Source organism: Nostoc sp. (genome assembly GCF_036917415.1).
Taxonomy (GTDB): domain Bacteria; phylum Cyanobacteriota; class Cyanobacteriia; order Cyanobacteriales; family Nostocaceae; genus Nostoc.
In genome coordinates this window covers 41,022-57,273 of record NZ_JBALDJ010000021.1, presented here as the reverse complement: position 1 = coordinate 57,273, position 16,252 = coordinate 41,022, and the positions used below count along the sequence as shown (strand labels likewise).

Below are 16,252 nucleotides of genomic sequence, written 5' to 3'. Positions count from 1 at the left end.
ACGTTATTTGTTATTTGTAAAAACATAACCGAAAGTGGCAACTTTAAATATCTTTAAATAGTCACTGACGTTATAAGTAGTAGGGTAAATATACATAGCTCAGTTACCCTCGATTAAACTGAACTGCGAATGCTGAGTATTTTTTAATTTACTCAATATGGGCTAAACCCTAGCTATCCGCTAACAGCACTCAGCCTGAGCAAGTGTGTTGTCATAAATATCAGTGCTAGCTACCCCGATATACCACCGTTTGCCATCATTTCTTAATAAAGAGAGAAAACTAGATGCTGAATTTAGTTTCTAGCTGGGAGAGTATTCCAACTCAACCACCTAAGCAACATCGGATTATTGCTGCCATTGATCTGGGAACAAATTCTCTACACATGGTAGTAGTCAAGATTGACCCTACACTGCCAGCTTTCAGCATTATTGCTAGAGATAAGGAAACTGTGAGGCTTGGCGATCGCAATCTTACCACTGGAGAACTCAAACCAGAGATCATTAAAAAGGCGATCGCGGCTTTAGGACGCTTCCAAGAAGTTGCCAAAACTATCAACGCTGAAACTATCATTGCTGTGGCAACTAGTGCTGTGCGAGAAGCCCCCAATGGTAAAGATTTTTTGCACACAATAGAAACGGATCTGGATTTAAGCGTTAACTTGATTTCTGGTCAAGAAGAAGCGCGGCGAATCTATCTTGGTGTGCTGTCGGGCATGGAATTTAACAACCAGCCTCATACCATTATTGATATTGGTGGTGGTTCTACAGAATTGATTTTAGGCGATAGTCACGAAGCCCGCATTCTCACGAGTACGAAAGTTGGTGCAGTGCGACTCACTAGCGAATTAATCACTACTGACCCCATTAGCAACACTGAGTTTCAGTATTTGCAAGCCTATGCACGCGGAATGTTGGAACGTTCTGTAGAAGAACTGTTAGCAAACCTAGAGTTTGGGGAATCTCCGCGTTTGGTGGGTACGGCGGGCACAATTGAAACCCTGGCGATGATTCATGCACGGGAAAAGTCGGGTGTTATTCCTTCCACTCTCAATGGCTACCAATTTAGTTTTAAAGACTTGCAAGAGTTGGTAAATCGCTTGCGGAAATTGAGTAACTCCGAAAGGGCTGAGATTCCTGGTATGCCAGAGAAGCGCCCTGAAGTTATCCTCGCTGGCGCAGTCATATTACAGGAAGCAATGACCCTCTTGGGTAGTGAATCGATTACAGTTTGTGAGCGTTCTCTTAGAGAAGGCGTAATCGTAGACTGGATGTTGACCCACGGTTTAATTGAAGATAAGCTACGCTACCAAAGTTCAGTTCGAGACCGAAATGTTCTCAAACTGGCGGATAAATACCACATCAATTTAGAATACAGCGATCGCGTGGCCAAATTTGCCGAGAGTTTATTTGACCAAACTCAAGGTACGTTACACCACTGGGGAATTGACGAGCGACAAATGCTGTGGGCAGCCGCCATATTACACAATTGCGGTCATTATATCAGCCATTCGTCTCACCACAAGCACTCTTACTATTTAATTCGCAATGGAGAATTACTCGGTTATACAGAAACCGAGATTGAAATTATTGCCAATTTAGCGCGTTATCATCGCAAATCGCCGCCCAAGAAAAAACATGAAAACTACCAGAGTTTGCTGACTAAACAACAGCGACAAATTGTTAGTCAATTAAGTGCAATTCTGAGATTAGCAGTGGCATTAGATAGACGACAAATTGGTGCGATCGCTCAAGTGCAATGTGAGTATTATCCACAACTTAGGCAGGTCAACTTGCTAATTTTTCCATCTCAACCAGATGATGATTGTGCTTTAGAACTTTGGAGCTTAGATTATAAAAAAGGAGTGTTTGAAGAAGAATTTGGGGTGAAATTAGTAGCAAGTTTAGAAAAGTCTAGCATTGCTAACTTGTCTTAGAAAGTGAGGTGCGTTACACGGGTTAACGCACCTGAATATAGCTGATGTTTTATTCTTGCGATCGCTAATTCAACTTGAGAAGCTAGGCTCAATATAAAAGCTTCAGGTAAAAATCAGACAACTTTATTTAGTAACTATTTAGGAAGGTATGATTATACAAGTAACTTTCTCTTGTACACAATAACTTTAATTAAATTTGAAACTATTTTAAATAAAAATATATATCTAATTTTGACATCTAACTTAAGGACGAATTTATAACTGTCCCAAGAACCATTTAAAAATAAAAATTAGTAATTATAATAGGGCTAACAATCTATTAAATGTAGGTTATGTTGCTAGTGGATATCTAAGTCGGGAAAACTTAGATATCCTTATATAAAATTTCAATAGTTTAATAAGTAATCAAGCAAATATGATGTTAGTAACTGAAAAAAACTTGCGCTGACTTTTACCGATAGGTATGGCGATGTCTATGACGGGTTACGCCTACGCAGTTGCTAGAGACTTCAAGGTAAAATTTCGGTAGGCTCATCACCAATGTCTAGGGTGGAGCGTAGTTCCCAAAGTCAAATGCAATGTTTCTAGCGATACTAATTTAGTCTTATACACCCTACAGGAATTAGGGCAGATATCAACTTGCAAGCATTCTTTCCGACGCTCCCCAAGAAATTTTTCCTTTTTTATAATTTGAACATAAGTGTCATGTTTTACACAACAAACGATTTTTTGCAAAATTACGATGCTCATTAGGAATCTGGATTAATACATTTAAGATGTTCACAGCCAAAACCTTGAGTCATCATTGCAGATAGCTGTGGAAAAACTTGTTCATCAAAGTTGAGTTCTCGCATGATTTGGTCATGAGCTTGCCCCTGCGCTATCCGTTTTGCCATTTGCTCAAACTCTACCCAAGTTAAATCACTCTCAACAAATGCTTTACTAAGGGTAATTACCAGTTCCTCATAATCATTGTCTTCCAATTTTGTCATCATTCGATGTTCAATGTGAAGCGAATCATCGAAACAGTAATACCAGGATTTCCGTTGCTCCCTAAGTACTCTTCGGAAAAAATCCTGCTGTTTCGAGCGACTAACAGCACTATCTGCCTCACTACATACCATTAAAATTGGGGCAGAAACACAGCCTTGAGACTTATCTAAAACCTGATATCCCAATTCCAGAAATATCCGTAAGGCCTTGAGACAAAAACCTTTATAACCAAAATTGCCAGATGCATCTTTGTTGAACCATTCAAAGTAAATTGGCAGAATTTTGATCAGTTGATCGAATATTAAGTAGCGGCTACCTAAAAAAGGCGTGAACAATAAGGTGCGGTGAATCTCTTGAGGATGCTCTAAAGCCAACCAAGCAGCTAAAGTTCCACCTGTTGATAATCCACCAATTACAACTTGTTGCCCTAGAGTTTTTGCAATCTGTAACCATTTGATTACAAATTTTTGATAAATCTTAATATCTGTTGGTAGGGGTGGAGGATTTTGAGACTTCCAGTCACCTGAGCGTCCATGACCGGGTTGTAAAGGAATCAGAACGTTATATCCCGTGTTAAAGAAGGCTTTACCAAGCGGCTCGAACTGGTAAGGGCCTGCTGTAAAACCATGCAAAAACAAAAAAACTTTTGAAGTGAAGTCAGGATGAATCAAAAATTTAGAACGGCAGGCTTCATTTTTAAGACCTAGTGTGGACTCTAATTGGTGAACTTGCTCTAAGATTTCTACTGTATTTTGAATGCCAACTTTCATTTATGTAATTATTATGTTCACATATATATAGTAATCCTACTTGAATCCCGCTCAGGATTTTGAAAAGGAAATCTTTGTATGGAAAGCTTTTAAGCCGCTTAGTAATTCAAAAATTAAATATGAGTCTGATATATGTTACTTTATTAATTAAGTAGTTCCTCCGAATCTAGCAGAGGACATATTGTTGAGTTGCCCTGTCAGAAGTGAGAAACCTTTTTAAAGTCGGATGAGTACTCACTCCAAACTAATTTTCCACAACCCATCTAGCGGATTAGACAGTTGGAATTGACTATCATTGCTACCGAGCCAATTATTGTCATACACCAACCCAACACTGAATATTCTATTTAAAGGATATTGTCCTAGTTTTCCAAAACCTTCAATATTCTTTGGGTCAGCGATCGCTTGCTGGTTCAACTGTATAGTTGTTTGGTTGCCGTCCTCAAAATAAATTGTGGCTCGTTTGTTGTGAAAGCGCACCTGAACTTTGTATACCCCACCAGTTGCATAGTAATAAGCTCTAGCAGGCAGCTTTTGACCATCAATATTTTGTCCTTTAAGCTCAACTGCCATAGCAGGACTGCATAGCAGCAACAGGACTGGCAAGATTAACCCTAAAACTTTCATTGGTAGTAACAAACACTTTCAATCAACTACTTTCTACTTTAAAACATAAGTAGAGTGACTTAAAGAAGCAAACTATGTGAAGATAAGTAAATACAGGTCGCGATCGCAGGAAAAAACAAGAAGTATACATTTTCGATTTTGACATACAGCGATCGCGAAAAGATGAAATAAGTTTCACAGCCAATGCTAGAAAGTCGTCTTTCCATACTCTTGTAGAGAGACGCGGTATATCGCGTCTCTACCCTTATTCCCTACTCATGAAATAAATCCAAGTCTGTGACAGCACCAACACTACTAGAAGAAACTAACTTAGCATATTTTGCTAAAATGCCTTTTGTATAACGGGGTGGACGGGGTTGCCATTTAGCGCGGCGACTGGCTAATTCTGCATCAGAAATGTTGATTTGTAACAAACGAGAATTAGCATCGATAGTGATGCTATCACCTTCTTCGACCAGAGCGATCGCACCACCAACGGCGGCTTCGGGAGCAACGTGTCCGACTACCATCCCGTAAGTACCGCCGGAAAAACGTCCGTCAGTAATAAACCCGACTTTATCACCTAAACCCGCACCAATAATTGCTGAGGTGGGTGCTAGCATTTCCCGCATACCAGGGCCGCCTTTGGGCCCTTCATAACGGATGACAATCACATCACCGACTTTAATCTTACCTGCAAGGATGGCATCTAAGCATTCTTCCTCGGAATCAAATACCCGTGCAGGGCCAGTAATGCTGGGATTTTTCACTCCGCTAATTTTGGCAACAGCACCTTCTGTAGCAAGATTCCCTTTCAGGATGGCTAAGTGACCTTGGGCATACATCGGGTTATTCCAAGGACGAATCACATCTTGATTGGTGGGTGGTTCATCGGGGATATCTGCTAAAATTTCAGCGATGGTTTTACTTGTGATGGTGATACAGTCGCCATGAAGTAATCCATGTACCAATAGCATTTTCATCACTTGGGGAATACCACCAGCTTGATGTAAGTCTGTGGCGACATATCTACCACTGGGTTTTAAATCGCATAAAACAGGGACACGATCGCGGATAGTTTCAAAATCATCTAAATTAAGTTCTACACCCGCCGCACGAGCGATCGCCAGAAAATGTAACACGGCGTTAGTTGAACCACCCACAGCCATAATTATAGAAATAGCATTTTCTATAGATTTGCGGGTGATAATTTGTCGGGGTAACAGTTGATTGCGAATTGCTTCTACTAATACCTTGGCTGATTCTTCGGTGCTATCGGCTTTTTCATCATCTTCGGCCGCCATTGTGGAAGAATAGGGTAAACTCATGCCCATCGCTTCAAAGGCCGAAGACATAGTATTGGCTGTGAACATTCCACCGCAAGAACCAGCACCAGAACAAGCGCGGTGTTCTACTTCCATCAGTTCGGTGTCGTCAATTTTGCCAGCGCTGTATTCACCCACAGCCTCAAAGGAACTCACAACAGTCAAGTCGCGCCCCTTATAGTGTCCGGGTTTAATTGTCCCACCGTAAACAAAGATAGCCGGGATATTCATCCTTGCTATTGCAATCATCGCCCCTGGCATATTTTTATCACAGCCACCGATGGCGATCGCGCCGTCCATACTTTGACCATTACAGACGGTTTCAATGGAGTCAGCAATCACTTCTCGTGACACTAGGGAATATTTCATCCCCTCAGTTCCCATCGAAATCGCATCACTAATAGTAATTGTGCCGAACATTTGCGGCATTGCCCCGGCTAGTTTAATTCCAGCTTCAGCGATCAGTGCTAGTTGATTAATCCCCATATTACAGGGAGTGATGGTGCTGTAGGCATTAGCCACACCGACAATTGCTTTCTTAAAGTCTTCATCTTGAAAACCTACTGCACGCAGCATAGCGCGGTTTGGCGATCGCTGCACCCCTTGTGTGACAACTTTACTTCTAAAATTATCTGACGTTGTTTTTTCACTCATTGCTCTGGCCTCAATCAAATCTCTGTACGAGTATGATATGTAGCCTTTTTTGAGATGTCCAATATATATTTATTTAAAATTGAGACTTATAAAGTGTCAAAAATATAGGACTACGATACCTGAGCTACTTTATTGCTGTAGCTGAGGAATTACATTTCAGCAGGACTTATATCATGTCCAGTCAAAGACTTATCATTTATACCGCAGGGGGCAGGGGGAAAGAGGCTTTTGCGATTTTTGCACAGATCCGGTAATTATAAGTGATTAACCGGACTTGATATTACACAAACGTATAATTTTATTCAGCAATAAATCGAATGGCTCTCTGCGTTAATATTACTCACCCGCAGAAATTATCAACCCTCAACTCGCGCCACACATCAGACGGTTGCCAGCCAGAGTTACCAACGGAGCGCAAAGGGCGATAGTGTTCCCAGATGTAGTCCGATTCGGATGCTTCGATGTACGCAGGTGGATTTGGTTCAACCACCGATTCAGGAATATCTTGACTCTCAGGCATCTCAATGGGTTCAGTCGATGATGGAGTTACTTCTGTTTTCTTGCGAATTGGGTTAGATGTTTTTTTGATGAGTCGTTGCATATTCATAGTCATCATTTGGCTCTCCACAAGGTAGGATATCCCAGAATACAGTAAGTTATCAGAAAATCCGAAACATTTTGTCGAAAAATTTCATCAAAAACTCCACACTAAAAGGTAATCGTTCACAGAATCTGACTGGAAAGTGCTGAGTGCTGTTAGCGGTAGCGCGGTGTTGAGCCAATGCTGAGTAAAAATCCCAGTCCCTAGAATATTTTCATGCAAGGCTTTTGAAACTCGTTTTATTGGGACTGGTTTGAACGATCAAAAGTAGTCAGAGATAGATTTATATTTAAACAGTAGCGCGATTCCAAGTTAAGTCGATTAAATCTAAGACGTAATCCACAGAGTTCTCTATATAATTTTCTGATTCTTCATTACCAATTACACACAATTTACCGCCAGTAATATAAATTTTAGCTGATTCTTTGTAGTAAGCTTTGTGTCTACTGATCCATCCTGGCTTCTCACCAGTTGTTTCTACTTTTTCTATTTCAAATGTGTGAATATCTAATCGATAAACTGGGGTTTCATTATAGATTCTTGTACCGCAATATCCTAAACTGCCAATAATATATATGTATTCTCCAACTAATGTAGCTGAATGAAAATCAGTTGGCTCAAAAACATCTTGGGGATAACCAAAAATCTGAAAACTACCATCACCTTGATAAACTACAACATCGTTATATATACAAAAATTAGAATCATAGTAATCTTCATGTTCACCAGCGATTTCTACAATTCTGCCATCTAGTAATTGTGTAATGGTTCTGCCAAATCGGTCATAGCACCATACTTTATATTGCCGATTTCCTGTATCTTTAAAAGTATTTTGTGCGTCATAAGCAGAACAACCTTCATAAATCATCACCTGCCAAAAAGGTATTTTCATCAATTCTGGATTGGTTTTGCCAAAACGCGGATGTTTGCCAGTAAAATATTGCTCTGGTAATAATTCTGATAGTGAGAATTTGCTGTTGGCAATTCCGGTGAGCGATCGCCGCATATCATTGTTAATATTGCTCACATCTTCACCAGTTGCAATTAACATTTTGATGATTTCTTTCTTTGTCGCTATCTTAATGGCTTTGTCATTGCAATGATTGATTCTGCTGGGGTTTGCGCCAGCTTCTAGTAAAATTCTGACGCAATCAGTAGCACCATACTCTGCTGCAATTATTAACGCAGTGTTACCAAAATCATCAGTGGCTTCAATATCCAATCCCTCTGCAATTAGCCACTCTAGAATTTCCAGCCTATTGTCTTCTATCGCATACATTAACGGCGTTTTTCCGCAGTTTCCCGCATCATTGTAATTTGCTCCCGCAGCTAGGAGTAATTTGGCTTTAGGTAGTTCACCCATTTGAATACTCAATAACCAAGGGGTTCTATACCAACAATCACGCACATCTCGATCTGCTCCTTGCTCTAACAATAACTTTACTTGCTCTAAGCTCCCAAAAACTATAGCGTGCATTAATTCTGTCCATCCCAGTTGCTCTGAGTTAGCACCCGCGTTCAATAATAATTTGACAGCATCAAATCTTCCAATATGAGCAGCTACTTTAATTGCAGATTCACCATAGCGACTAATGCCATTGACAGCAGCACCTCTAGAGATGAGTAAATTTAAAATTGATATTAAGTTTTGATCCTGCAAGATATCTCGACCATGCATAGCATTAATTAAGACATCATATCCGTCTGGGTTTTGATAATTAATATCTGCTCCAGCATCTAGAATCAATTGAATTTTATCCAGATTTCCTGACTGCACAGCCAACCCAAGTACGGTGTTTTGCTTGACAACAGCATTCACATTCGCGCCATGTTCCAAGAGGAAGTGAATCATATCCATACCTACTGTAGGGCTACTAACCGCACACATTAATGGTGTTTGGAGGGAATGCTTTTCTATGCAATCAATATCAACACCATTGGCTAGTTTGCGTGCGACTCCTGCCATATTGCCTTGCTGTACATAAATATGAATTTTTTGCATAAATTTTCTCAGTTAAATTCTGATATAAATTATCGGCGTTAGATATCTTGCAAAAGTTCGGTTAAGGCAAGAGACGTAATGAATCGCCGTCTCTACAATAATCAGTCTTTCGTATATACGGCAATTTATAGCATTTTTGCGATCTAGAATTTTTATCAAAAAACCTTAAGCGAACCGTATTGCCTAACACTTCACCCCTTAATTTTGTGATTTATGCAAGAGGTCTAATAATTTAAATTTTATCTTAACTAATTTTTTAAGTAATACTAATTTGAAAAAAGAATGCAACAAATAGACCATTTGTAGAGACGCGATTCATCGCGTCTTTGCGCGAAACCCAAAAAAAAGGGATAAGCCCAAAACCTATCCCTAAAAAATCAATTAATTAATCAATGTATCAAGTTCCTGAAGTCCAAGAATTGATGTACTCAATTTGATCTGCTGTTAGGCTATCAATCGTGATACCAATAGCCTGCAACTTCAAACGAGCAATTTCTTGATCGACTTCAACAGGAATTGAGTGCAAACCAGGTTGCAACTTACCCTTATTCTTCACCAGGAATTCACAAGCCAAAGCTTGGTTCGCAAAACTCATATCCATTACTGCGCTGGGGTGTCCTTCAGCCGCAGCTAGGTTAATCAAGCGTCCTTGTCCAAGAACGACAACTGATTTACCATTTTTCAACTTATACTCTTCAGTGAAAGGACGAACTTCTTTGATTTCTTTAGCTTGTGCAGCCAAGTATTTCAAATCAAGTTCCAAGTCAAAGTGACCAGAGTTACAAACGATCGCACCATCTTTCATGACATCGAAGTGTTCGCCACGAACGACGTGCTTGTTACCAGTCACAGTGACAAAAATATCACCTTGGGGTGCAGCTTCAGCCATTGGCAGGACGCGGAAGCCATCCATTACGGCTTCAATTGCCTTGATGGGGTCGATTTCGGTGACGATGACGTTAGCACCCATCCCACGGGCGCGGAGGGCTGTACCTTTACCACACCAGCCATAACCGACGACGACAACGTTCTTTCCAGCCAACAAAATATTGGTGGCGCGGATAATGCCATCTAGGGTTGATTGCCCAGTACCATAGCGATTATCAAAGAAGTGCTTGGTATCAGCATCGTTGACGTTGACTGCGGGGAAGGTGAGTACGCCTTCTCTAAACATGGCACGTAACCGTACAATACCAGTGGTGGTTTCTTCGGTGCTACCAATCAAATCAGCAATTTGGTGTTGGCGTTCTTGTACCAAAGTTGCAACTACATCGCTACCGTCATCAACAATAATGTTGGGGCGATGATCTAAAGCTATTTGGACGTGGCGGTTATAAGTTGCGTTATCTTCGCCTTTTTGGGCAAAGACGGGAATTTCATGATCGGCGACGAGACTAGCGGCTACGTCATCTTGAGTTGACAAGGGGTTACTAGCAATTAAAAGCGCGTCTGCACCACCGGCTTTCAGGGCGATCGCCAAATGTGCTGTTTCTGTTGTAATGTGGGCGCAAGCTACAAGGCGTAAACCAGCGAAGGGCTTTTCGATAGCAAAGCGATCGCGAATTTGCCGCAAAACTGGCATTTCGCGTCCAGCCCATTCAATGCGCTGTCTTCCCAAGGCAGCTAGGCCGAGGTCTTTAACCTCGTGCTTTAATCGGGGAGAAGTTGCGGTCATCAAAAGTTACCTCAAAAAATTAAAAAAACTACGTAAAGTTTACGCACTCTACTAGGTTATTCTACTACTGGCGATTTTTGCTTGGATGAAAGCAAATCACTAGCCAATAGTCTTCAGGACTAGCTTGACGTTTGATCGGCAGAATGTCAACTTCCTCCCCAGCTTCTTCCTTTTTGTTTTATCTTTGGTAAGGGTAAGACTCTTCTCAGCCTTACCTGCTGATTTTAAGTACATTGTCATCTATCTTTAGACAGATGACAAAAAAACAGCAAAATTTCATCGTCTAAAGGCAAAACCTCAACTTTAGATAGGTACATCTACTCAAAGTTATTGCGGAGGATAGTTATAGAAGTAGTCACTAGTAGATTTGATTCAAGGAGGTATTTGAGTGCGTTTTCAATTTTTGGCGATCGCTAGTTCAATGGCCATAGGCGTTGTATCTGTGCCAAAAGCCACAGCCCAGATTCCTTTTTTACCGCAACTGCAAGCTCCTAGCAGTGTAAGTAATGATTCAGATAACAGAGTTGTTTCGGGCTGGATTTATTTAGATGGTCGTCGGTTATTTCAAATAGCGGCAACAAGAACTAATTTTCCTGAGCGTTCAGAAGATATTCAAAAGAAGTTAGAGAAAATTGGTCAAAATTACTTTCAATCACCAGCAAAAACAGCAGTTAAGGTAGATGTTCGCCAAGCCAACGGATTACCAGTAATTTATGTCAACGGTCAATATCTGATGACTGTTACTTCTGAAGATGCTGCACTGCGACAGGTAGATGTATCGACATCGGCAAATCAAGTGGCCGAATCATTACAAGAAGACTTGCAACAAGCAAAGCAAGAAAGACAAACTCCATCTCTAATCGACCAAGGTAAAATTGCTGCTGGTACCGGAGTGGCAATGGTGATTATCAGTTTGGGGCTATATGGCTGGCAGCGGCGTTCCCAAAAAGATTTAGAACGCTCCATTGCCTCCCAACCGCAAAGGGAACTCTTCAACTACCCAAAACCAGCAGATCAAGCAATTACAACACAACTAAATCAACGGCAACAGCAACATCTCCAAGAAGCCAAGAGACGATTATTTGAGCTCGGTCAAGCCGGAATTTGGGGAGGTGGAAGCTTCTTTATTTTGGGTCTATTTCCTTATACACGAGGTTTTCAGGTAGCAATTCTCATAGCTGCCCAATTTCCTTTGCGATTAGGTATCGTATGTCTGGCAACCTATGTAGCAATTCGTTTGACCTACGCCCTGATTGACCGCTTCGCCTCTACTCTCATCAGCAGTGGTGCCTTCCTCACTCCAGAAAGTTCTGAACGGCTGCAACTGCGAGTTTCCACATTTTCTGGTGTAACTAAAAGTATCACTACTGTTATCTGGGTAGGAGTAGGTTTCTTAATAGCGCTGGTATCCTTGGGGATAGATATCGTTCCCTTACTAGCGGGTGCCAGTTTAGTTGGTGTTGCATTGTCTTTGGCGTCGCAAAACTTAATTAAAGATGCGATTAACGGTTTCTTGATCATTTTAGAAGACCAGTATGCTTTAGGCGATGTGATTAATGTGGGAGACGTAGGAGGCTTAGTAGAAAATCTGAATCTGCGGATGACCCAACTGCGGGATTCTGAAGGACGCTTGATCACAATTCCCAATGGTGAAATTAAAGTTGTTGCCAATCTTTCTAGTCGTTGGTCGCGAGCCGATTTAACAATTCCCATCGCCTACCAAGCCGATACAGAAGAGGCTTTGAAGTTGATTGCAGCTATTGCTGATAAAATGAATCAAGAAATGCAATGGCAGAGTCAAATTTTGGAACCGCCGCAAGTTTTGGGAATAGATCAATTTGGCGATCGCGGTTTGATTATTCGTGTCTGGATTAAAACACAGCCCCTCAAACAATGGGATGTCGCACGGGAATTTCGCCGCCGCCTGAAAGTTGCCCTAGACGAAGCCGGAATTTCCATTTCTGTGCCTCAACAAGCAATTTGGGTCAATGACGATCAGTTGTTAAATTTTCCGAGTAATGGCAAAACTAATTAAAAATTTAGATTCATTACCACATTTTTCAGTTGATTAGACCAAATTCTGACCTCTCCTAGCAAGGGGAGCAGGGGAGAAGTTTCTTCCTTGTCTCTTCCCAATCCCCAATCCCCAATCCCCAATCCCCAATCCCCAATCTTGTGCGATCGCCAACATTAAACCTTAATAAATCCTTATATTAATAAAAAGCTACTACGTTCCTAACTATTGCTTGATTTATGTTTGTCAATACCTTCATCAGACGGCCAGTCCTGACGACGGTCTGCACGTTCATCATCTTGCTGCTGGGAAGCATCTGTATTCCGATCCTTCCCATTTCTCAGCTACCAGACCTTGCTCCGGTGCAAATCACCGTTAGCTCCAATAATATTGGTGCGGATGCTCAAACGACAGAAAGTACTGTCACCAACATTATTGAACGACAAATTAATGGTGTTAAAGATGTATCTTATATATCTTCTAATACGGGTAATGATGGTTCCAGCAATATAACTGTCTCCTTCCCAACTAATGTCAATAGTGATATTGCTCAAGTAAACGTTCAAAATAAAGAAGGACTTGCTTCACCTCAACTGCCAGATATTGTTCAACAAACAGGTGTTACCGTTGAAACGGCATCGAGCAGTCTCCTTCTCGTCTTTGGGTTTTACTCAGAAAATAATGAGTACGACAACATTTTTATCAGTAACTATGTCGATCTGTATATTTTCGATCAGATCAAACGGATTCCTGGTGTAGGAAAAGCCACGATTTTTGGAGAGCGCAAATATGCTATGCGTCTTTGGCTTGATCCCAACAAGCTTGCTCAACATCAACTAACTGTTCAAGATGTGACAACTGCACTGCAACAACAAAATATTCAGGTGGGTGCAGGGGCGATTGGTAAGGAACCAGCACCAGATAATCAAAGCTTTGAATTTGCTTTACGGGCAACCAGTCGATTTAAAGATGCGGCTGAATTTGAAGACATGGTGCTAAAGGTAAGTCAAGGTGGCACTAATAGCACCACTAATAGCACCACTAATAGCACCACTAATAGCACCACTAATAGCATTGCTAATAGCACCCTAGTTAAAGTCAGAGATGTCGGTCGAGTTGAACTGGGAGCAGAGAGCTATCTGGCTGATGCCAAATTCACCCTACCAGGAAATACTCCCAAGCCAGCTGTTGGTTTGGGGATATATCAACTTCCGGGTAGTAATGCCCTACAAGTTGCCCATGCTGTTGAAGAGCAGATCGCAATACTATCGAAGAGTTTTCCACCTGGACTAAAAGCACAGTTGGCATTTGATACCACTCCATTTGTAGAAATTTCTTTGGAAGAAGTTCTACACACTCTGGTTGAAGCGATTATCCTGGTGGTCTTGGTAATTTTTGTCTTTTTGCAAGACTGGCGGACCACGATCATTCCCACTGTTGCGATCCCCGTTTCCCTGATTGGGACATGTGCGGCTCTGTTGGTTTTAGGATTTCAGATTAATACACTGACCTTATTTGGTTTCGTCCTAGCGATCGGTATCGTCGTTGATGATGCCATTATTGTGGTAGAGGCAGTTGCAGTCAAACTAGAGGAGGGCATGAAGCCCTTTGATGCTGCTGTTGAAGCTATGAAAGAGTTGACTGGGGCAATCATTGCCACTTCACTTGTACTCATGGCGGTATTCATTCCAGTTGCATTCATTCCAGGCACTACTGGGATTGTCTACAAACAATTTGCGTTAACTGTTGCTTGCTCCATTGGCATCTCGACCTTCAATGCCTTAACCTTCTCTCCGACTATGGCAGCCATCCTGATGCGCCCAGCCCAGACACCACGGGGCCCTTTAGGGTGGTTTTTTACACAGTTTAATCGGGGATTTAGCTGGTTCACGCGCCGCTATGTCGGGTTTGTTAGCTACCTTACCCATGTTAAGCCGATTGTAATTGGGGTTTTTATCACTGGTTTACTAGCAACAGTTTTGATGTACAGAGCAGTGCCTACCGGATTTATTCCAGAGGAAGATCAGGGTTACTTCTTTGTAATTGTCCAGGGACCTGACGGGGTTTCTTTGAAATATACCGAATCTGTGATGAACAAGGTTGTCAAAGAAGTAACATCGCTTCCCGAAGTTAGAGCTAGTTTTATGATCAGTGGCTTTGGTTTCGATGGGAATGCTTCTAATTTAGGCATTGCCTTTGCTAACCTGAAACCGTGGAAAGAGAGAGCTCAAGAATCTCAGTCTGTCTATGGAATACTTCAGAGGATGAACAAAAAGCTCTCTGCAATTACAGATGCCAGAGCGATCGCTGTGAATGCTCCTCCGGTTAGAGGGTTAAGTACTACGGGTGGTTTTGAGTTTATCATTCAAGACAAAACCGGAAGTGCGCCGATTCAAACCCTGGTTGATACCGCTCAAAAGTTCATCGGGGAGGCAAATAAAAATCCTGTTCTACAACGAGTCTTTACTCAGTTCACCGCAGACACTCCCCAATTTGACATCCAAGTGAACCGTAACCAAGCCAAAGCTCTCAATGTTGAGATTAACGACATCTTTGGGGCGTTGCAAAGTTACTTAGGGTCGCAATATGTGAATGACTTTGTACAGGGACAGCGACAGTATCGAGTATATATCCAAGCAGATGGGGTTTTCCGCTCTAATCCAGATGATATTGGCAAGCTGTATGTTCGCTCTGCAAATGGGGCGATGATTCCGTTGAGCAGTCTAGTGAAAGTTACTCCCTTTGTGGGGCCGAAAACCATTTCGCATTACAACTTGTACAGGTCAATCAAAGTACAGGGCGCTCCTGCTCCCGGTGCTAGTTCTGGAGAAGCGATTAAAGCGATGGAGAAACTAGCAGCAGAGTTTTTACCTCAAGGGTTTGGTTATGAATGGACAGGGACTTATCTCCAGGAGAAGACATCTGGGGGATCTACAGGTCTGATTTTTGGTTTGGCGATCGTTATTGTCTTTCTGGTGTTATCGGCTCAGTATGAAAGCTACATTGACCCGCTGATTATTTTGCTGACGGTTCCCTTAGCAGTCTTGGGAGCAATGACGGCAATTTGGCTACGTTCCAATATTTTCATGGCAAGTAGCCTTTTTCCTAAAGTCGTGGATGATATCTATTGCCAGGTAGGTCTGGTGACTTTGATTGGTCTAGCTGCGAAAAACGCGATTTTAGTCGTGGAATTTGCCAATCAGCTGCATGAGCAGGGCATGAGCTACACACGGGCGGCGGTGAAAGCGGGGCAAGAACGTCTGCGACCCATCTTAATGACTTCCTTTGCAGCGCTGTTAGGATTTTTGCCCTTGGTGATCTCTCAAGGGGCTGGAGCCAGCAGCCGTTGGTCTTTAGGAACAGCGCTCTTTGGGGGGTTGCTGCTTTCGACGTTCTTAAGTTTGTTCTTAGTGCCAATTCTGTACATTTTAATCAAGACTCTGGCTCAGTCTATATTTTCTCGGAAGCGATCGGGAGGTTCAAAACCTCCAGATTCTCCAAATGGAACTTCGGGATCTAGACATGAAGCTCTACCTGCTAGCTCAAGTCAGCCAGAAACGCAACTTAGGTCTCAGCAGGATGGGATAACCTAATTGCCCTTAAGTCTCCTAGCAAAGTGCAGATAACCTGAAAATGCTTGCCAGTGTTAGGGGACTTCTGGTCATCCCTGCATCTTTC

9 protein-coding genes are annotated in these 16,252 nt (G+C 41.9%); 3 read left to right on the top strand and 6 right to left on the bottom strand.

What is annotated here, in order from left to right; all coding sequences use genetic code 11:
* Positions 1-284 precede the first annotated feature (284 nt).
* Positions 285-1,934: a Ppx/GppA phosphatase family protein gene (locus V7K41_RS02335; RefSeq protein ID WP_334845539.1), complete on the top strand. Its 1,650-nt coding sequence runs from the start codon at positions 285-287 to the stop codon at positions 1,932-1,934.
* A gap of 749 nt (positions 1,935-2,683) precedes the next feature.
* Here V7K41_RS02335 and V7K41_RS02330 read toward each other — a convergent pair.
* From V7K41_RS02330 to ahcY, 6 genes are all read right to left on the bottom strand, one after another.
* Positions 2,684-3,697, bottom strand: a complete 1,014-nt coding sequence (locus tag V7K41_RS02330; protein ID WP_334845538.1) for an alpha/beta hydrolase — start codon at positions 3,695-3,697, stop codon at positions 2,684-2,686.
* Between the two features lie 234 nt (positions 3,698-3,931).
* A complete protein-coding gene (locus V7K41_RS02325; protein WP_334845537.1) occupies positions 3,932-4,270 on the bottom strand; it encodes a hypothetical protein in 339 nt (112 codons plus the stop codon).
* A gap of 305 nt (positions 4,271-4,575) precedes the next feature.
* Positions 4,576-6,282, bottom strand: coding sequence for a dihydroxy-acid dehydratase (gene ilvD, locus V7K41_RS02320; protein ID WP_334845536.1), 1,707 nt, complete (start codon positions 6,280-6,282; stop codon positions 4,576-4,578).
* A gap of 340 nt (positions 6,283-6,622) precedes the next feature.
* The gene (locus V7K41_RS02315) at positions 6,623-6,898 is read right to left on the bottom strand and encodes a hypothetical protein (protein WP_334845535.1); all 276 of its coding nucleotides are present in this window, start codon (positions 6,896-6,898) and stop codon (positions 6,623-6,625) included.
* 274 nt (positions 6,899-7,172) lie between these two features.
* Complete coding sequence (locus V7K41_RS02310; protein ID WP_334845534.1) at positions 7,173-8,885, bottom strand: ankyrin repeat domain-containing protein; 1,713 nt, start codon at positions 8,883-8,885, stop codon at positions 7,173-7,175.
* 397 nt (positions 8,886-9,282) lie between these two features.
* On the bottom strand, positions 9,283-10,560 hold the full coding sequence (ahcY, locus tag V7K41_RS02305) for an adenosylhomocysteinase (protein ID WP_334845533.1): 1,278 nt from the start codon (positions 10,558-10,560) through the stop codon (positions 9,283-9,285).
* A 388-nt stretch (positions 10,561-10,948) separates the two neighbouring features.
* Between ahcY and V7K41_RS02300 the strand changes: the two genes are divergently transcribed.
* Together V7K41_RS02300 and V7K41_RS02295 are read left to right on the top strand one after the other, a co-directional pair.
* Positions 10,949-12,595, top strand: a complete 1,647-nt coding sequence (locus tag V7K41_RS02300) for a mechanosensitive ion channel family protein (protein WP_334845532.1) — start codon at positions 10,949-10,951, stop codon at positions 12,593-12,595.
* 218 nt (positions 12,596-12,813) lie between these two features.
* Positions 12,814-16,167, top strand: coding sequence for an efflux RND transporter permease subunit (locus V7K41_RS02295; protein WP_334845531.1), 3,354 nt, complete (start codon positions 12,814-12,816; stop codon positions 16,165-16,167).
* The last annotated feature ends 85 nt before the right edge of the window (positions 16,168-16,252 follow it).